This window comes from Aeromonas sp. R5-3 (assembly GCF_040908225.1).
Classification (GTDB): Bacteria; Pseudomonadota; Gammaproteobacteria; order Enterobacterales; family Aeromonadaceae; genus Aeromonas; species Aeromonas dhakensis.
In genome coordinates this window covers 45,749-64,706 of sequence record NZ_JBFODH010000010.1, presented here as the reverse complement: position 1 = coordinate 64,706, position 18,958 = coordinate 45,749, and the positions used below count along the sequence as shown (strand labels likewise).

Below are 18,958 nucleotides of genomic sequence, written 5' to 3'. Positions count from 1 at the left end.
CACTTTCGGGCTGAATGGCACGCCTGGTTAGGCTACCACTAAGCCCACCATGGAACATAAAATAGACCTGTCGCACCAGGAGAACATGACTTTTTCAGATTACATTGCTTGCAAAGCAATTGGAAATTTGACGGATCATTTGTTCCCCAACGAGCTAATGGAATAATGTGGTCAAAATGTAATTTTCTATCCGTTGCCAGTAACCCACTTAAATCTGCTAAACAAAAGACACAACGCCCATGATCCCGGTAAAATACTGCTTTCTTTAGCCAGATAGGAAGTCTATTACATCTTTTTATTTTCCTGCCTTTATCGAAGACCTTCTCATTGATATAATTCTTGTTATATTCAACATACTCAGCCAGTGATTGCGAAAATTGAAGCAAAAACCTGCGATTTGAAAATACTATGTGAAATACATCTTCAGTTACCTTTTCCCAATACTCCATAAATATATCTTCGTTCGATAAAAACCATCGATAAAACATATCTCCATCATCAACCTCTTCAGACGATATTTCATATTCTTCTAGGGGTATGAGTGATAGTCCATACTCACTGAAGACTTGTATTAAGTGATCTATATCTTCTTTATCGTATAGTTCAGAATTTTTTCTGTAATCACGAGATATATGAGTTCTTATCATTGCGAATATGTATTCGTGAAGAATGCTTATCTTATCTGGCTTCTGGAGCCGATTGGCGATTTCATTATACTCCTCCATTCTTACCTCAAGAAAGGAGCCAGAGTCAGAAATACATGACTCAACAATCGAAACGTAATTATAAATGTCACGTTGTACAAGTTGTCGTACGGATGAATTCATTGGTCCCCCGTGTCTAATCGTGATTGGATGGAAGGCGGTGCTAACACATTAATACCGCCTTCCATCTAACGCCACTTAAGTCTGATACAGGCTGCGATAAATGATTTTTAAAATCATTTTGTTATCATCACCCGTATGAAACTGGTCGTATTCGCTTGCTCTCTTCTTTGTGTACAACCATTACGACTGCATAGAAAAGTCGTATGACCTTGGGCATGGCAAGTACCAGGATGGCTACCGCCCTGAATTTCAGCCCTCAGTCTGCTGCGCGTACCTGCGGGTGGATTGGCATGGCTCATGGGGAGACTCCGACGAAGCGTATGTTGCCAATTGGCTATATTAACGACCTATCAGCGAAGGGAAAGGGGAAAATGGTGAATTGCCGAGCAAGATCAATAAATTAATAGATATGGCGAGAGCAGAGGGGGCGGGCAGGAGAAGGCGGCGTGGATGCCGCCGCCCCAAGTGATCGGCTTCTGGATTAGCGCTGCGTGCAGGTGAGAGTTGGCTGGCCGACACGCTCCAGCCTGGCTTCGCCCCCCTTGGTAAAGAGGGTGAGGTTTTGCCCTTCATAACGAGCACCGCTGGCGCTGGGGGTTTCATAGGCGAGCACCTGCAGCGGGTCAGTACCCTCACCCTCGTCCAGGTTGATCACCGCGGCGGGCCGCTTGGCCTCGTTGTAGAAGTAGGTGGAGAGAGTGACGTTTTTGCCGCACAGGTAGTTCACCGGTGCCGGCACCATCAGCTGGCCCCCTTTTATCTGCAACTCGGTGATCCGCAGCTGGTAGCTCTCTTCCACGCACTGGCGCAGATCGCCCGCCTTCCAGCAGTCGTTGCGCCCCTTGAGCCAGCCGCGCTGGATGGCGCGCTCGGTTTTCTGCTGCTCGGGTGAGAACGCGGCAATTGCCTTGGGGTAGAGGGCCGCCAGCTCGTTATCCAGCGCCGCCAGCGCGGCATCCTTGCAGATCAGGGTTTCGGCGGCGCCTTTCGCCTTGGCGCAATCGAAGGAGGGGGTGGCAGCGGTGGCCAATAAAGGGGCAAACAGCAGAGTGGCAAGCAAGGTCTTGTTCATCGAGGGGGCTCCAGCAAGGGGGACCCGGCTACTAAAGCACAATGGCGCTGGGCCGCCGAGCATTTTTTGCGCCGGGCGGCCCCAGACAAGGGGAGGGAGATCAGGCCAGCGCCAGGGACTGGCGGGCGCGCCACAGCCGCTCGTGGAAGAAGAACACGACGGTGTTGATGGCAGGCTCGATCATCGCCATCACGCCGCCGGTGAGCAGCTCGCCGCTCAGCAGGTAGGCGACGCCGAAGGCCACCGAGAAGTGCACCAGGGCGAAGCTGCTGGTCTTGGCCTGCAGGCTGTGGTGGGGCTTGAGCTTGTGCCAGCCGAGATCGTGGAAGTAGAAGGCGACCGTGTTGACGGCGGGTTCGATCAGGGCGATCAGGCTGGCGGTGAGCAGTTCACCGGTCAGCAGGTAAGCCACGGTGAAGGCCACGGTGAAGTGCAAAACGGCAAAGCTGATGGTCTTTTTCATGATGGCGGCTCCCTCTGGTGATGAGCAGAGTATCCCCCGAAACCCCACTAAATGAAAACTATTCTCATCTAATGGTTGAATAGGGAGGGCCTATCAAGTGAGAACACCCTCACCGGATTGGGAGTTGCCTGGGGCCACAGCGGCGTTAGAGTGAGCCTTTGCCATGAAAAAGGAGCTTTCATGCATATGAATATCAACGCCACCCTGATGGGGCAGTTTATCCTGTTGCTGATGATCATCGTCGGCGTCGTAGCCTGGCGACTGGCCCGCCGCAAGAGCAAGCATCCGGCGCTGATCACAGTGCTGTGCATGCTGCTCAGCCTGGCCCCGCCTTTCGCCCTGCTGGCGCTGCTTATTCTGGCGCTCTGGCGGGATCTCCCCGCAGAGGTTGGCACCCGGCAATAGCAGTCCCTTTAGCCACAACTGCCGCAGTAATAGAAAAGCCCCTCGCGGGGCTTTGTCGTTTTTGTGGCGGATGAACGGTCAGGCCTCGGCCTTGTTCAGCCACTCCACCTTGTACTGGGCGCCGGCGCCCTGGGCCAGTTTGGCGCACAGAGGTTTGAGGAAGGCTTCAATCTGCTCGTCCAGCATCCAGGGGGGGCTCACTATCAGCATGCCTGAGCCATTCATGCCCCAGTCGGCGGTTTGGCCGGCCACTTCCAGCTCGGCCACCAGGACGTTGCCGAAGTTCTCCCGCTTGATGGCGCGCAGCATGTCGCGGGACTTGTCCGCCTCTTCCCCCAGAATGGGATACCAGAGGGCGTAGATGCCGGTGGCCCAGCGTTTTTGCGCCTTTTTCAGGGTATCGACTACCGCGAAGTAGTCTTCTTTCAGCTCATAGGGCGGGTCTATCAGCACCAGGCCGCGGCGCGGGGTGGGCGGCAGCAGGGCCACCAGCCCCTCAAAGCCATCGCGATGGTGCACGGCGACGCGGGGGTCGTAACCCATGTTGGCGCGCAGGTCCTCCACCTCGTTGTTGTGCAGCTCCATCAGCGCCAGCTTGTCCTGCTCGCGGGCGAGGCGGCGCGACAGTTCCGGCGAGCCGGGGTAGTAGCGCAACTGACCATCGCTGTTCATCTCCTCGATGACGCCGAGATAGGGGGCCATGGCCGGCCACTGGGCCCGCTCGTCCCACAGCCGGCCAATGCCGTCGGCGTATTCCGCCTTCTTCTGGGACCAGTCGCCGCGCAGGTCGTAGAGACCGCCGCCAGCATGGGTGTCCAGCACGATGAAGGGTTTCTCCTTCTTCTTGAGGGACTCGATGATCAGGGCCTGAACGGCGTGTTTCAGCACGTCGGCGTGGTTGCCGGCGTGAAAGGCGTGGCGATAACTCAGCATATTAGGTCTCTGAGAGGGCCCTGCTGGGCCCCCAGTAACGATAGATAGTTCAACAGGTTGCGGCTGTTGCCGCGAAACAGGGTGAGGCTGCGCAGGGTCTGCAGCAGCACCCCTTGTTGCAGCCGCTCCAGCTCCAGCTCGTGGGCCAGCATGGCCTGATACTCCTGCTCGCCGAGCCGCGCCTTGGCGCTTGAACGCAGGGTGCGCCAGGGGCCGAGCACCGCCTCGGTCTGCACCAGCGCCGGTTGCAGGTCGGTGAGATCGACCGGGATCCCGCACTGATCCAGCCGGTGCAGCAACAGGGCCAGGTTGACGTTGCCCCCCAGCGCCTGCACGCTGAGCCAATCCTGGCTGCGCGCACCGTAGGTTTCGCCGCTCCAGTGCCAGAAGTCGAGCGGGCCCGGCAGTTCGTGGGCGTCGATCCGCTCGCTCGTCATCAGCTGTTCGTCACGCAAGGAAGGCCTGCTCCATGGTTTCCAGCTCCTCAGAGAGGCTCATCCACTCCAGCTCCACCCCTTCCAGCTCCTCCTTGATGGGGCCCTGGGACTTGAGCAGTTCGGAGAGCTTCTGCTTGGCGCTCTCTTCATAGATGGCGGGGTCGGCCAGCTGCTCTTCCACCGCGGCCAGCTTGGCCTGCAGCTTCTCCATGCTGGTTTCGAGCTTCTCCAGCTTCTGGCGCAGCGGTCGGGTCTGTTGCCGGAACTCCGCCTCACGCCGCTTCTGATCCTTGCGCGCCACTGCCGAGTTGGCGGAGACGACGCCGTCATCCTGTTTGGCGTTGGCCTCTTTCTCCTGCTCGCCGAGCCACTTGTGGTAGTCGTCCAGATCGCCGTCGAAGGCCTCGACCCGGCCACCGTGCACCAGATAGAAGTCATCGGTGGTGGTACGCAGCAGGTGACGGTCGTGGGAGACCACCACCATGGCGCCCTCGAAGCCTTGCAGCGCCATGGTCAGGGCGTGGCGCATCTCCAGATCCAGGTGGTTGGTCGGTTCATCCAGCAGCAGCAGGTTGGGCTTTTGCCAGGTGATGAGGGCCAGCACCAGTCGCGCCTTCTCGCCACCGGAGAAGGGGGCCACCTTGTCGAGCGCCTTGTCACCATGAAAGCCGAAGCTGCCCAGATAGTTGCGCAGCTCCTGCTCGGTCTTGTCCGGTGCGAGGCGCACCAGATGATCGAGGGGGGAGTCATCCAGGCGCAGGGTCTCCAGCTGATGCTGGGCGAAGTAGCCGATGCTCACCCCGGCGCTCACTTCCAGCTTGCCGGAGAGCGGCGGGTTGGAGCCCGCCAGCATCTTGATGAAGGTGGATTTGCCGGCGCCGTTGCGACCGAGCAGGCCGATGCGTGAACCCGGTACCAGGTTGAGTTTGATCTTCTCCAGGATCACCTTGTCGCCGTAACCGGCGCTGAGGTTTTCCATGGCAATCAGCGGGGTCGGCAGGGCCGACGGCTCGCGAAACTCGAAGCTGAATTCGGAGTCGGCGTGGGCGGGCAGGATCTTCTCCATCCGCTCCATGGCCTTCAATCGGCTCTGGGCTTGGCGCGCCTTGGAGGCCTTGTAGCGGAAGCGATCCACATAGGATTGCATGTGGGCCATCTCCCGCTGCTGCTTCTCGTACATGGACTGCTGCTGGGCCAGGTGTTCGGCGCGCTGCAGTTCGAAGTCGGAGTAGCCGCCGCTGTATTCGTTGAGCTTGCCGTTCTCGATATGGATGATGCGAGTCACCACAGAGTCGAGGAAGTCGCGGTCGTGAGAGATGAGCACCAGCGTGCCCTGATAGCCCTTGAGCCACTTCTCCAGCCAGATGACGGCGTCGAGATCCAGGTGGTTGGTCGGTTCATCGAGCAGCAGCAGATCGGAGCGGCAGAGCAGCGCCTGGGCGAGGTTGAGGCGCATGCGCCAGCCACCAGAGAAGCTGCGCACCGGCGAGCCGAGCTGCTCGTCGCCAAAGCCGAGGCCGTGCAACAGCTCGGCGGCGCGAGCGCGGATGCTGTAGGCACCTATGGTGTCGAGCTTGCCGTGCAGCTCGGCCACCAGCAGACCGTTGTCATCCTGCTCGGCCTGGGCCAGCTCGGCCTCCAGCGCGCGGAACTCCTTGTCGCCGTCGATCACGTAGTCGAGGGCGGAGCAGTCCAGCGCCGGGGTCTCCTGTGCCACCCCGGCAATCTGCCAGCCGGCGGGCAGGCTGAAGCTGCCGCTGTCGATGGCCAGCTCGCCCCGTACCAGTGCAAAAAAGGTGGACTTGCCACAGCCGTTCTTGCCCACCAGACCCACCTTGTGGCCGGGGTGAATGGTGGCGGATGCGTTGTCCAGCAGCTTGCGGCCGCCGCGGATCAGTTCGATTTGACTGGCAACTATCATGGATTGGTCTGCTTGGCTCAAATGAAGGAGAAAAACTGGCGCGGATCTTACGTGAAATGGCGCCGGTTTGCACTTTAGGTACGGGCCTGCTACTGGCTGGCACCACAAAAACATGTCATAACAGAACTATCAAACAGTATGACGGTGGAGGCTAGCATGCTGCATATCAGGGACATCATGACGACCCGGGTCGCCACCGTATCCATGGACGACAGGTTGAGCGTCATCAAGGAGATCTTCGAGCAGGCCCACTTTCGCCATCTGCTGGTGCTGGAAGAAGAGGAACTGGTAGGAGTCATCTCCGATCGCGACCTGTTTCGCGCCATCAGCCCCTATCTCGACTCCGAGGCCGAGATGAGCCGCGACACCGAGACCCTCAACCGGCGCGCTCACCAGATCATGAGCCGTCACCCCATCACCATCGCCCCCCAGCTCACGGTGCGGGAGGGGGTCAAGCTGATGCTGGAGAAGAACGTCTCCTGTCTGCCGGTGCTGGAAAACGGCGCCCTGGTCGGCATCATCAGCTGGAAGGATCTGCTGCGCGCAGCCCTTGACAGCGACGCCTTCTAACCCGCCGGTACGGATTGCAAGAGAATGAAAAAGGGCTCCGCGGAGCCCTTTGCTGTTTTTGGTCACAGGCGCCTGCCCTCGTGTCAGGGCAGCGGCTCTACCAGCAGGATATGGGAGTCATGCCCCGTCACCCGCACCTTGCTGCCGGCGAGCAGTGGCTGGCTGCAGCGCACCGTCCAGGCGGTGTCGTCCAGGTGTACCCGGCTCATCCCCTGAGTCACGTCATCCAGCAGCACCAGCTCGCGCCCCAGATACCCCTGCATCCGCTCGTTGATGGGGGCGGCGGCATCCTGCTCCGATCGATCCTGGCGGTGCTGCCAGCGCCACCAGGCCCAGGTGGTGAGCAGGGATTGCAGGGCGAACAGCAGCAGCTGGGCCTGCCAGCCGAAGGGCCAGACCAGCAGCAGCAGGCCCACCTCCAGCGCGGCGATGCCGGTCCAGAGCAGAAAGCCCACCGAGCCCAGCACCTCGATGGCCAGCAGCACGAAGCCGAGCCCCAGCCAGTGCCAGTGGGTCAGCCCCTCGAACAGGGCTGTCATGATTTGCCGCCCTTGCCATCCTTGAACAGCTCGGCCATGCCGGCCACGGCGCCGATCAGGCTGCCCGCCTCCAGCGGCATCATCACCACCTTGCTGTTGGGGCCTTCACCGATGCGGGCCAGCGCCTCTGTGTATTTCTGGGCCACGAAGTAGTTGATGGCCTGCAGATCCCCTTCGGCGATGGCTTTTGACACCATGTGGGTCGCCTTGGCTTCCGCTTCGGCGGCCCGCTCCCGCGCCTCGGCGGCGAGGAAGGCGGCTTGACGCTCACCCTCGGCCTTGAGGATCTGGGACTGCTTCTCACCTTCCGCTTTCAGGATCTTGGACTGGCGCACCCCTTCGGCTTCCAGCACCTCGGCCCGTTTCTGGCGCTCGGCCTTCATCTGGGCGTTCATGGCTTCGACCAGCGCCAGCGGCGGACGTACATCCTTGATCTCGATCCGGGTCACCTTGATGCCCCAGGGGGCGGTGGCCGCATCCATGGTGCGCAGCAGCTTCTCGTTGATGGTGTCGCGCTGGGAGAGCATCTCGTCCAGCTCCATGGCGCCCAGCACGGTCCGCATATTGGTCATGGTCAGGTTGCGGATGGCGCTGGTGAGATCGTTGACCTCGTAGCCTGCCTTGCGGGCATCCACCACCTGCACGAAGCTGATGGCGTCTATGGTGACGTTGGCGTTGTCGCGGGAGATCACCTCTTGCGCCGGGATGTCCAGCACCTGCTCCATCATGATGATCTTGTGGCCGATGCGATCTATGTAGGGGATCAGCAGGTTGAGGCCGGGGGAGAGGGTGCGGGTGTAGCGGCCGAAGCGCTCCACGGTCCAGTTGTAACCCTGCGGCACTATCTTGATACCGGCGCTCAGGGTGAGAAGTACCAGAAACACAAAGATCCCCAGCACAATCAATGACTCATTCATCATTTAGCTCCTTATGAAACACTTTCACTAGCCTATGGCCTTGCGTGCGGCACCACAAGCGCCTTTGTCATCATACGGCTTTGTTAATTACTAAAATGCATTAAAAAGCATTTTTTATTATTTTGAGGGATAAGCAGCCCTGCCTATAGTCGCCCCATATTAGTCGTGTTCCGAGGGATGGGCCGAAATGGATTATTTGCCGATGTTTGCCAAGTTGGACGGTCGCCCGGTGCTGTTGGTGGGAGGGGGCGAAGTGGCCCTGCGCAAGGCGCGCCTGCTGTTGGCGGCCGGTGCCAGGCTGACCCTGGTCTCCCCCGAGCTGGAACCCGACTTCCATGAATTTGCCGGTCGCTTCACTCATCTGGCGGAGCGCTTCTTACCTGCCCATCTGGCCGGCCAGATCCTGGTGGTGGCCGCCACCGACGACCTCGAGGTGAACGCCCTGGTCTATCAGAGCGCCAACCAGCTCGGTCTGTTCGTCAACGTGGTGGACGACCCCAAGCGCTCCAGCTTTATCTTCCCCTCCATCATCGATCGCAGCCCCATCATGGTGGCTGTGTCCAGCGGCGGCAAGGCGCCTGTGCTGGTGCGTCTGCTGCGCGAGCGGCTTGAGAGCCTGCTGCCGCGCCACCTCGGCGGCCTGGCCGAACTCTCGGGTCGGGTACGCGACCGGGCCAAGCGGGTGCTCTCCTCAATTTCCGACCGTCGCCGCTTCTGGGAGCGCGCCTTTGCCTCCAACACCCTGGCCGGTTTGATTGAGAAAGCCGATTGGCAGGGGGCCGAGCAGTGGCTGAACGAGGGTCTGGACAAGGCCCAGACCGAGGTGGGCGAGGTGGTGTTGGTAGGAGCGGGCCCCGGCGATCCGGGCCTGTTGACCCTCAAGGCGCTGCAACAAATTCAGCAGGCCGAAGTGGTGCTCTATGACCAGCTGGTCTCGCCCGAGATCCTGGACCTGGTGCGCCGCGATGCCACTTTGGTGTCGGTCGGCAAGAAGGCCGGCGCTCACAGCGTGCCGCAGGAGGAGACCAATCGCCTGCTGGTGGAATACGCCAGGGCGGGCAACCGGGTGGTGCGGCTCAAGGGGGGCGATCCCTTCATGTTCGGCCGTGGCGGCGAAGAGCTGGAAGTGCTGGCCGAGGAGGGCATCCCCTTCTCGGTGGTGCCCGGCATCACGGCCGCTGCCGGCGCCACTGCCTATGCCGGCATTCCGCTGACTCACCGCGACCATGCCCAGAGCGCCGTCTTCATTACCGGCCACTGTCAGAAAGAGGGCAAGGAGCCCGACTGGCAGCAGCTCGCCGCCACCAGCCAGACCCTGGTTATCTACATGGGGCTGATGCGCTCCGAGCATATCCAGCAGCAGCTGGTGAACCATGGCCGCAGCAGCGCCACCCCCATCGCCATCATCGAACGCGGCACCACGGCGCGGCAGCGCGTGCTGACCGGCACCTTGGTTGAGCTGGCCGAACTGGCCGCCCAGGCGGTGAGCCCCTCCCTTATCGTCATCGGCGAGGTGGTTGCCCTGCGCAAACAGCTGGCCTGGTTTGGCGAGACGGCGCAGGGGCAGGGGGCCGACAGCGGCCACGAGCTCAAACTGGTGAGCCTGGCCTGAGGCCAAGACACAAATCGATTTGACGGTGTTGCCATGGCGGCACCGACCTGAACCAAGACCGCGCACCGACCAGGCGCGTCAGCAATGAACCGAGGACCCAGACATGGACCGTGAAAGATTGACCCATTTGCAGCAGCTGGAAGCCGAGAGCATCCATATCATCCGCGAGGTGGCTGCCGAATTTGAAAACCCGGTGATGATGTACTCCATCGGCAAGGACTCCTCCGTCATGCTGCACCTGGCCCGCAAGGCCTTCTATCCGGGCAAGATCCCCTTCCCCTTGCTGCATGTCGACACCGACTGGAAGTTCAAGGAGATGATCAAGTTCCGCGACGAGACCGCCAAAAAGTACGGGCTGGATCTCATCGTCCACAAGAACCCGGACGGCCTCGCCATGGGCATCAACCCCTTCGTGCACGGCAGCGGCAAGCACACCGACATCATGAAGACCGAGGGGCTCAAGCAGGCGCTCAACAAATACGGCTTCGACGCCGCCTTCGGTGGGGCCCGCCGCGACGAGGAGAAATCCCGTGCCAAGGAGCGGGTCTACTCCTTCCGCGACAAGTCCCACCGCTGGGATCCCAAGAACCAGCGCCCGGAGCTGTGGCGCGTCTACAACAGCCAGGTCAACAAGGGTGAGAGCATCCGGGTCTTCCCGCTCTCCAACTGGACCGAGCTGGATATCTGGCAATACATCTATCTCGAGAACATCGACATAGTGCCGCTCTATTTCGCCGCCCATCGCCCGGTGGTGGAGCGCAATGGCATCAAGATCATGGTGGATGACGATCGCATGCCCATCGGCCCGGAAGACGAAGTGAAGCAGGAGCTGGTGCGCTTCCGCACCCTCGGCTGCTACCCGCTGACCGGGGCCATCGAATCCGCTGCCACCACCCTGCCGGAGATCATCGAAGAGATGCTGATCACCACCTCGAGCGAGCGGCAGGGGCGGCTCATCGACCACGATCAGGCCGGCTCCATGGAGCAGAAGAAGCGTCAGGGCTATTTCTAAAAAAATGTTCTAAGGAATCGCAACATGAACAACCACATTCAGACCGCCATCAGCGAACAGGGCATTGAAGCCTACCTGCACGCCCAGCAACACAAGAGCCTGCTGCGCTTTCTCACCTGCGGCAGCGTGGACGACGGCAAGAGCACCCTCATCGGCCGCCTGCTGCACGACTCCCAGCAGATCTATGAAGATCAGCTCAAAGCGCTGGAGTCCGACAGCCAGAAGCTCGGCACCACCGGCGAGAAGCTGGATCTGGCGCTGCTGGTGGACGGCCTGCAGGCGGAGCGCGAGCAGGGCATCACCATCGACGTGGCCTACCGCTATTTCTCCACCGCCAAGCGCAAATTTATCATCTCGGACACTCCGGGCCATGAGCAGTACACCCGCAACATGGCCACCGGCGCCTCCACCTGCGATCTGGCCATCATATTGATCGACGCCCGCAAGGGTGTGCTGGATCAGACCCGTCGCCACAGCTTTATCGCGAGCCTGCTCGGCATCAAGCAGTTCGTGGTAGCGGTCAACAAGATGGACCTGGTGGAGTTCAGCCAGGAGGTGTTCGAGCGCATCAGTGCCGATTACCGCGAATTCGCCAAGAAGCTCAGCGTCGACACCATCCACATCGTGCCGGTCTCGGCGCTGGACGGTGACAACGTGGTGAACCCAAGCGACAAGCTGGCCTGGTACGAAGGCGAAACCCTGCTCTCCCTGCTTGAAACCGCCGAGGTGGAACGCGAGCTGGAGCGCCATCCGGTGCGGCTGCCGGTGCAGTACGTGAACCGCCCGAACCTCGATTTTCGCGGCTTCGCAGGCACGCTGGCCTCCGGCATCCTGCGGGTGGGCGACAAGCTGGCGGTGCTGCCGTCCGGCAAAGAGAGCACTGTGACTCGCATCGTCACCTTCGACGGGGATCTGGAGTACGCCCTGCCGGGTCAGGCCATCACGGTCACCTTCGCGGACGAGATCGACATCAGCCGGGGCGACCTGCTGGTGGATGCGGCGAAAAAGCCCCAGGTGACCCAGAACGTGCTGGCTCACATCGTCTGGATGGGGGAGGAGTCCCTGCAACCGGGCCGGGTCTATGACGTCAAGCTGGCCACCAAGAAGAGTCGCGGCCAGGTGGAGGCCATCCGCCACCGCATCGAGATCAACAAGCTGGACCAGCTGGATGCGAGCGAACTCAAGCTCAACGAGATCGGCCTGTGCGAGCTGAGCCTGACCGACCCGGTGGCGTTCGACCCGTATCAGGAGATCCGCGATACCGGCAGCTTCATCCTGATCGACCGGCTGACCAATGTCACCGTGGGCGCGGGCATGATAGTGGAAGGGCTGGCGACCAAGGTTGTGGCAGGGCAATACAGCGAGTTCGAAGTCGAGCTCAACGCCCTGGTGCGCAAGCACTTCCCCCACTGGCAGGCGCTGACCATCAGCAACGATTCCGGCAAGGAGTAAGCCCATGACCTGGCAACAATCCCTGGTGCTGGGTCTGCTGGCTGCCCTCGTCGCCCTGCTGATCCAGGGCAAACTCCGGCCGGCGCTGCTCTTCTCGGGCGCCGTGCTCATCACCTACCTGAGCGGCCTGGCGGACATCAACGCCGTGGTGGCGGGCTACACCAACAGCGCCCTGCTGACCCTGGTGCTGTTGCTGCTGGTCTCCCTGGCGGTGGAAAAGACCCGGGTCATGAGCTGGTTCGCCAACCTGGTGGGCACCGGCTCCTTCAACAAGGTGCTGGTGAAGGTGTGGTTCTCCACCGCCTTCCTGTCGGCGTTCGTCAACAACACCGCCGTGGTGGCCTCCATGCTGGGGGCGGTCAAACGCAACCCCAACCATGCGCCCTCCCGGCTGCTGTTGCCCATGTGCTTCGCGGCGACCTTTGGCGGCGTGCTGACCCTGATCGGCACCTCCACCAACCTCATCGTCAACAGCTTCCTCATCAAGATGGGGGCCAAGCCGCTCGGCATGTTCGACTTCTTTATGGTGGGGGCGGGGACCCTGCTGACCGGCCTCATCGCCGTGCTGCTGTTTGCCCGCCACCTGCCGGAGCAGGATACCGAGATGAGCCGGGAATCCGGCTACTTTCTCGAGGCCAAGGTAGGACCCGGCTCGCCCATGGCCGGGCGCAGCGTCAAGGAGAACGGCCTGCGCAGCCTGAAAAGCCTCTATCTTGCCGAGATCATTCGTGGCAACCAGGTGATCTGCCCGGTGCAGCCGGAACACGAGCTGCACGAGGGAGACATGCTGCTGTTTTGCGGCGACGTGGAGAGCGTCGGCGTGTTGCAGGAGCTCAAGGGGCTGGATCTCTACGGCCAGCACCGGCTCAACGGCCAGCACCTGGTGGAGGTGATCGTCAGCCACAGCTCGCGCCTGGTGGGCCAGACCATCAAGGACGCCGAGTTTCGCACCCACTTCGATGCGGTGGTACTGGCGGTGCGCCGGGGCGAGACCCAGCTCACCGGCGGCCTCGGCCAGATTGAACTGCACGCAGGGGACACATTGCTGCTGGCCCCCGGCCCCAAGTTTGCGGGCAACAAGTCCCTCTCCCGCGAGTTCGTGGTGGTGAGCGGGCTGGAGGCCTCCACCCGGCTCGATGCCACGCGCAGCGCCGCCGTGGTGGCGGGGTTCCTCGGGGTGCTGACCCTGTCGGTGCTCGATCTGGTGCCGCTGTTCAAGGGGCTGCTGGTGATGCTGGTGGTGCTGCTGTTCTCCCGCATCCTGACCCTGGACGAGATCCGCCGCCGCTTTCCGCTGGATATCTGGCTGGTGGTGGGCGGGGCGCTGGCCATCGCCGATCAGCTGGAGCAGAGCGGGCTGGCCAAGCTCATCGCCGACTGGCTGATGGGGGAGTTCAACGGCGCTAGCCCCATCATCGCCTTTATCGGCATCTACCTGTTTACCCTGGTGCTGACCGAGCTGATGAGCAACAACGCCGCTGCGGCGCTGGCCTTCCCCATGGGTTACCAGCTGGCGCTCAGCATGGATGTTTCGACCATGCCGTTCATTCTGGCGGTGCTGTTCGGGGCGAGCTCCAGCTTTATCCTGCCCTACGGCTACCAGACCAATTTGATGGTCTATGCCGCGGGCAACTACAAGATGCCGGACTACCTCAAGCTGGCCCTGCCGGTCTCCCTGGCCTACAGCATCGGGGTGATCGTCATGGTGCCCCTGTTGTTCCCGTTTTAAGGCGGTGCAACTGGGCTTTGCAGGGAAGTAGGAATACACGATGACCATGGCACCCGTCAGTGGCGAGTGGCCAGAGGCTGAGCTCCAGGGAGCCAGACCGTTTCAGCATTGAGGCGCGCGCGCCAAGCAAGGAGTGTGAATGAGCAATATCGTGTGGCATGCCCATGCCGTGGGCAAAGAGCGTAGGGCCGAGCAGAAGGGACAGAAGCCGCTGGTGATCTGGTTCACCGGGCTCTCCGGGGCGGGCAAATCCACTCTGGCGGGGGCGCTGGAGCAGGCGCTGGCCGCGCAAGGCAAGCATACCTATCTGCTGGATGGGGACAATGTGCGCCACGGCCTCTGTGGTGATCTCGGCTTCGATGACGCCGCCCGTCAGGAGAATATCCGCCGGGTCGGCGAGGTTGCGAAACTGATGGTGGATGCGGGACTTATCGTGCTCACCGCCTTTATCTCGCCGTTCCGTGCCGAGCGGGAGCTGGTGCGCAATCTCGTGGGTGAAGGGGAGTTTGTCGAAGTGTTCGTCGATGCGCCGCTGGCCGTCTGTGAAGAGCGCGATCCCAAGGGGCTCTACAAGAAGGCGCGAGCCGGGGAAATTCGCAACTTCACCGGTATCGACTCCGCTTACGAGGCCCCTGAGCAGCCGGAAATCCACCTGCTCAACGCCGGCAAGCCGGTGGAAGCGCTGGTGGAGGAGTTGCTTACTGCTCTAAGGCGGCGGGGATTGATCGACTGAGGTTGATTATCTGGACTGAATATTGATAAAACTAAGGGGGGGGGGGCATTTCCCCCCCCTTCTTAATTGTTTTTCTACAAAATTTATTATTGTAGTCATTCATAGTTATAGCGTCGCAGTTCTTCTAGCCGTTACGTATCGCTTCGATGCATTTTCATTATATTTTTGTTTAGAATCCAGTGATGAATGAAGGAATACTAAGCGGTGGATATGACCGAAAGGTTGAAATTAGTAAGACAAACCAAATGCAAGACAAGGACACTCCAACCAATATCGGTATTTTACTTACCGAATATCGTTTCATAATTAGCTTGCCAGTAAATGAGGTGCCTTTACAGCGCAATTTGTTTTCGACAATTTGTCCATAACGTGCATGATCATCATGAAAAAGGGAAAGTAATAGTCTACGTTCGTTATCTGATCTTACAATGTGACTAAGCATACTTTTCTCTATGCGTGATAACGTTGACTCCCAGTATTCTTGCCAAAACTTAGCACCGCTAGCCATTCCTGTTTGGTAAAGCGAAACAAGCAACCCCGCTAAACAAAGCATAAAACTAACAATAGGTTTTGAGTGTGCTGATTGTGCTAGACCAGCAAAAGCAACACCTTGAAAAATCATGAAGAAGTTGTTTCTTTGTACTAATTGAGATATTTCAAAGTTTCTGGTTTCTAAGGCTATTTTATAAAGGCTCTTTAGTGCATCTGTGTCAGTTGAGCCATTTGAAGAAAATGTTCCTTGCGTAAAGTGGTAGTTCTCTTGAGTATAGAAATTATTCTGTGTGAACTTCTGATCTGTTTTGTTTATATTCTCTGGCATAGAGACTCTCGCACTGAATTTTATTAAGTTTAAATATAAAAGAATGATGTTGGTGATAACTGTAGTATGTGTTTATTCCTTATATGTATTTATCTAATATTTTACTTTCTATAGGGTGTATGAGCATTTTTATTTCATTGTTTTTTGAACGACTTATGTTGTATACATCCTCGTATGTTTCACAACCCCTAAAGTAGTGTGATAATTTCTTTACTATCTCATTTGGTAGACCTGAGTCCCTAAGAATTATCTCATGGTTTTCAGTAGTTCCATACTCCAGTTTTGCGATTACCATATCAAGGGAGATCAAAGGTTGGTTTTTCTCAGATGCCACGAAATTATAAATATTGGAGAATGTTTTAAGATATTTTGGCCATGCGAATTCAAAGTACTTAGACATTAAGTCAAACACATATCTTATGCGAGAGTTGTCGTTGTTTCTGGCTTTCTGTACTGTATCTGAAGTTAATAATTCTTTAAACGACGGCGAACGATATATATAATACTTAGTTAGGTTGACTAATATTGACTTGCCAATATCATTGTTGAAGTTTCTTCCCTTGTCGCGATCTGTGAATAAGAATTCATAACAACAAAATAAAATATTGCCCAGGCAGATTTTTGTTGGTATTTTTTCTTTGAAAAAATAGTTATCCAGATTATTCACTTCTCTTAAATGTTGAATTAATTTTATTTGTCCATCGATTTTTACAAACCTATTTTCCTTTATTATTAGTGGGTCAATATGAAGCTCAGAAAGAGAGTGGTTATAAAAATCTAATTTATCTATCTTACTTGGTGGTACATCATCTTGTTCTAGTTGAATTAAAGTTTCCAATGCGGCATTTGAATTGTCAAGATACTCTATTTCAACTGATGTTTCTCCATCATCATCATCTTGAGTTTCGAGATGAAATACGCGACCTATAAAGTGTTGCATAAATCGTCCAGCTCGGCCTTCGATATTTTTTCTGTCTAATGTATTTAATGGATCGCCTGAGCCAATCTTCTTATCGTAAATGACGACATTTTTTGCTGCTGAATTAATGCCCTCCGTAAGTGATGTAGTACAGAACAGGTAATTTAATCCATATTCACTATTGTCATTGAATTCATCAATTATTAGGTCTTGGATATGTCGTGGCATTGCACCATGATGAAATGCTATACCTCGCTTTATACAAGAAATTAAGTCCCAGTTGGGAGATACTGAGTTTGAAAGATAATCAATGAGCTTTTGGTTATGTGGTTTTACTGGCGATGTCCCTAAAAATTTTATAGCGATCTCCTCTACGAGATGCTTCTGATATCTGTATATCAAAAACTTACCGTCAATAGACTCTTCCGTCACCAGTCTAAGTAAGTTCTTAAACTTATCTCCAATAATTCGAATAAAACTATTTTCTACAGAATGCACCCCCTTGTTTTTATTATTATCTAGGGCATAGTAATCTTTTTGAACTATCTCGGTAGAGTATTTTTTTAACTCTACGTTAAATTTATCTCTGAAGCTTTTACTAAAATTAGATATATATGGGCCTGCAAGGTAGAAATCCGAGTCTGTTTTAGCTAAACGATAAAGAATGTCTGAAAAAATTCTAAACCTATCATCGTCAAGTTTATAATCTACCTTATATATCTCATCCATTATAAAAAAGTCTATTTTAAAATCAGGGTTTTCTTCAAGAAATGCTGACATTCTCTCTGGCGTTAAAACTAAGATATAGCTTTTATGCTCATCAATTTTAACTCTTGAGGATTTTGAAATTGTATATCCTTCAACGCTTTTTCTTAGTTCTTGATATTGTTCAGAGAGTAGTGAAACTGTCGGCATTATAAATGCTATGTTTTTATAATTATTGTGTAGTATTATCTCTCTTACAATACGTGTTTTTCCGAAAGATGTTGGGGCGCTTACTACAAGTCGTCTATTTTTTTGAAATGCGTCAAAAATTTCTTTTTGAAGCTTGGTTAATGTTGTGTTAGTTTTTTGACTGGTATAAAAATTTCTTAAAATATTATCTTGTGGTGAAATATCAGGAAGATAGTTTGCGTTGTTTTTTTTCAAAAGGTTGTCGTAGAGAAAAACTCTAGATTTAACTATGCAGTCATGTAAAAGTTGCTGCACCATTCTGTCACTTGAATTATAATTTGCTATATGACATATGGCTGAAAGACATTGATTGTAATCTTGTTCGATTTTTGAATCAAGTTGGCGATATACATCAATTAACAATTTTTCGAGAGCGTCAATACTAACGTCACTCTTGCGTTTTATTTTTTCAATGCCAGTGGCTATTTGCTGGTTCATATATTAACTCCAATCAAAATTTCATGGCATTTTCAACAAGCTCAATGTTTTCCTTTAGATCTGAAACAGATTCCAAGGGTACAATAAAAAACACAATTTTAATATTTTTCTTGGTTGGCCAGGTTTTTTTATAAATTTTCTGGAAGTTTTCTTCTAGTTCGATGCCTATTTTATATTTGAATTCGTCAGACTCAATATCACTATTTATATTGTTAGAGAATTCTTTTATGCACTTGCTATCATATGTACACAAAACAGGAACCGCGATATCAACTTTATCTAATGACTTTCCACCGGTAACATAGCTTTTAAGTAGTTCATACTTTTCAGTATCAAGTCTTTTATTTAGCTCTATTTCACCACCAAGTAACCTCAGTTCAGACTTTATTCTTTCTGAGTCGGTTAAGTGTTCTTCTAGTGATGTGAACGCTGAATTGATTGCACCACTAATATTTTGATGAAATTTGGCTTCGCCAAGCCATAGTGTGACTTTGTCGTTGCTAATAGAGAAGTGTGCACAATCAAAACCTTTAATCTGTTCTCTAGTCGTTGATCTTAATCTGGCTTTTGTTACGAATTTGGGAATGTCATAAAAAATACTTAGGATCAAAAATAGTAACAGCTCACCATAATCCCCTTTAGATTTTCTATTTGCATCAGATATTCGAGTGAAGCTGCTTTTATTCCAATCTGATCTATCTATTGTTGCAATTTCATCTTCTGTTAGCGCAAAAAATGGAACTGCATCTCGAATAAGACCAACCAACTCGTTTTGACGATATCTTCCATCTTCATAATCAAGAGTAAAGGAAGCATCATTTTCACTTGCTGATTTAATATCAATTTCAACCTTGAAAATTTGATTTAGTATCCTTCTTTTGATAGATAGGTCCATTATTTTAAATAAACTCCTGTGATTTTATATTTTTCGCAAGGTAGTGATTAGGTTAAAAGACAGTGCTAATCAGATAATCGAGCCATGAATATAAGACTGCTCTCTTCTAATCGTCATGAAAAAATAACTTTAGAGTATCCACTAACTCATGGTGTATGAATGCATTCGCGAGAGCTATGATTTGTTATCCACAATGTGTACAGTGAAAAAAAGTCAATCAAATCTTAATTGTCACCCTTCTGAGTAACGTAAAGCATGTAGTGATTGCTTACTTGTCATCAGACAAAGCTACCGCCCCTGAATTTCAGCC

At 54.8% G+C, this 18,958-nt stretch carries 18 protein-coding genes; 7 read left to right on the top strand and 11 right to left on the bottom strand.

Translation table 11 applies throughout. The annotated features are described in order from the left end of the window. Positions 1-38: 38 nt before the first annotated feature. The 3 genes from AB5Y95_RS04990 to AB5Y95_RS04980 form a co-directional block, all read right to left on the bottom strand. Positions 39-827 carry an HNH endonuclease gene (locus AB5Y95_RS04990; protein WP_368159760.1) on the bottom strand — a complete coding sequence of 263 codons (789 nt, stop codon included), beginning with the start codon at positions 825-827 and terminating at the stop codon, positions 39-41. A 481-nt stretch (positions 828-1,308) separates the two neighbouring features. Further along, entirely contained in the window at positions 1,309-1,899 is a 591-nt protein-coding gene (locus AB5Y95_RS04985) for an MliC family protein (RefSeq protein WP_279485293.1), read from the bottom strand. A 100-nt stretch (positions 1,900-1,999) separates the two neighbouring features. After that, entirely contained in the window at positions 2,000-2,362 is a 363-nt protein-coding gene (locus AB5Y95_RS04980) for a DUF2061 domain-containing protein (RefSeq protein ID WP_005304770.1), read from the bottom strand. 186 nt (positions 2,363-2,548) lie between these two features. On the opposite strand from AB5Y95_RS04980, the gene AB5Y95_RS04975 reads away from it, so the two are divergent. Beyond that, the gene (locus tag AB5Y95_RS04975; RefSeq protein WP_019841112.1) at positions 2,549-2,767 is read left to right on the top strand and encodes a hypothetical protein; all 219 of its coding nucleotides are present in this window, start codon (positions 2,549-2,551) and stop codon (positions 2,765-2,767) included. Between the two features lie 78 nt (positions 2,768-2,845). Here the strand turns inward: AB5Y95_RS04975 and AB5Y95_RS04970 are convergent, their stop codons facing one another. The 3 genes from AB5Y95_RS04970 to AB5Y95_RS04960 are packed head-to-tail and all read right to left on the bottom strand — an operon-like array spanning position 2,846 to position 6,058. Further along, positions 2,846-3,700, bottom strand: coding sequence for a 23S rRNA (adenine(2030)-N(6))-methyltransferase RlmJ (locus tag AB5Y95_RS04970; RefSeq protein ID WP_368159758.1), 855 nt, complete (start codon positions 3,698-3,700; stop codon positions 2,846-2,848). After that, positions 3,694-4,155 carry a DUF2390 domain-containing protein gene (locus AB5Y95_RS04965; RefSeq protein WP_167385407.1) on the bottom strand — a complete coding sequence of 154 codons (462 nt, stop codon included), beginning with the start codon at positions 4,153-4,155 and terminating at the stop codon, positions 3,694-3,696. The genes AB5Y95_RS04970 and AB5Y95_RS04965 overlap by 7 nt, the downstream gene beginning before the upstream one ends. Beyond that, a complete protein-coding gene (locus AB5Y95_RS04960) occupies positions 4,148-6,058 on the bottom strand; it encodes an ABC transporter ATP-binding protein (RefSeq protein ID WP_201883085.1) in 1,911 nt (636 codons plus the stop codon). Before AB5Y95_RS04960 ends, AB5Y95_RS04965 begins: the two co-directional genes overlap by 8 nt. A gap of 156 nt (positions 6,059-6,214) precedes the next feature. Between AB5Y95_RS04960 and AB5Y95_RS04955 the strand changes: the two genes are divergently transcribed. After that, a complete protein-coding gene (locus AB5Y95_RS04955; RefSeq protein ID WP_005304756.1) occupies positions 6,215-6,628 on the top strand; it encodes a CBS domain-containing protein in 414 nt (137 codons plus the stop codon). Between the two features lie 83 nt (positions 6,629-6,711). On the opposite strand, the gene AB5Y95_RS04950 is transcribed toward AB5Y95_RS04955, so the two are convergent. Then, positions 6,712-7,167, bottom strand: a complete 456-nt coding sequence (locus tag AB5Y95_RS04950) for an NfeD family protein (protein WP_216973381.1) — start codon at positions 7,165-7,167, stop codon at positions 6,712-6,714. Then, complete coding sequence (locus AB5Y95_RS04945) at positions 7,164-8,084, bottom strand: SPFH domain-containing protein (protein WP_005304750.1); 921 nt, start codon at positions 8,082-8,084, stop codon at positions 7,164-7,166. Before AB5Y95_RS04945 ends, AB5Y95_RS04950 begins: the two co-directional genes overlap by 4 nt. Before the next feature lie 187 nt (positions 8,085-8,271). Here AB5Y95_RS04945 and cysG point away from each other — a divergent pair, with 187 nt between their 5' ends. From cysG to cysC, 5 genes are all read left to right on the top strand, one after another. Then, positions 8,272-9,696 (top strand): siroheme synthase CysG, encoded by a 1,425-nt coding sequence (cysG, locus tag AB5Y95_RS04940; protein ID WP_368159756.1) that lies wholly within the window; start codon positions 8,272-8,274, stop codon positions 9,694-9,696. Positions 9,697-9,799: 103 nt separating this feature from the next. Continuing rightward, positions 9,800-10,708 carry a sulfate adenylyltransferase subunit CysD gene (cysD, locus tag AB5Y95_RS04935; RefSeq protein WP_368159754.1) on the top strand — a complete coding sequence of 303 codons (909 nt, stop codon included), beginning with the start codon at positions 9,800-9,802 and terminating at the stop codon, positions 10,706-10,708. A 24-nt stretch (positions 10,709-10,732) separates the two neighbouring features. Beyond that, on the top strand, positions 10,733-12,160 hold the full coding sequence (cysN, locus tag AB5Y95_RS04930) for a sulfate adenylyltransferase subunit CysN (RefSeq protein WP_368159751.1): 1,428 nt from the start codon (positions 10,733-10,735) through the stop codon (positions 12,158-12,160). Positions 12,161-12,164: 4 nt separating this feature from the next. After that, complete coding sequence (locus tag AB5Y95_RS04925) at positions 12,165-13,889, top strand: SLC13 family permease (protein ID WP_043171269.1); 1,725 nt, start codon at positions 12,165-12,167, stop codon at positions 13,887-13,889. 139 nt (positions 13,890-14,028) lie between these two features. Then, positions 14,029-14,622: an adenylyl-sulfate kinase gene (cysC, locus tag AB5Y95_RS04920; protein WP_368159749.1), complete on the top strand. Its 594-nt coding sequence runs from the start codon at positions 14,029-14,031 to the stop codon at positions 14,620-14,622. A gap of 169 nt (positions 14,623-14,791) precedes the next feature. Here the strand turns inward: cysC and AB5Y95_RS04915 are convergent, their stop codons facing one another. From AB5Y95_RS04915 to AB5Y95_RS04905, 3 genes are all read right to left on the bottom strand, one after another. Then, positions 14,792-15,442 carry a hypothetical protein gene (locus AB5Y95_RS04915; RefSeq protein ID WP_319906681.1) on the bottom strand — a complete coding sequence of 217 codons (651 nt, stop codon included), beginning with the start codon at positions 15,440-15,442 and terminating at the stop codon, positions 14,792-14,794. A gap of 79 nt (positions 15,443-15,521) precedes the next feature. Further along, positions 15,522-17,753: a DEAD/DEAH box helicase gene (locus tag AB5Y95_RS04910; RefSeq protein WP_368159746.1), complete on the bottom strand. Its 2,232-nt coding sequence runs from the start codon at positions 17,751-17,753 to the stop codon at positions 15,522-15,524. A 13-nt stretch (positions 17,754-17,766) separates the two neighbouring features. Continuing rightward, positions 17,767-18,648, bottom strand: coding sequence for a DUF1837 domain-containing protein (locus AB5Y95_RS04905; RefSeq protein WP_368159743.1), 882 nt, complete (start codon positions 18,646-18,648; stop codon positions 17,767-17,769). Positions 18,649-18,958: the final 310 nt, after the last annotated feature.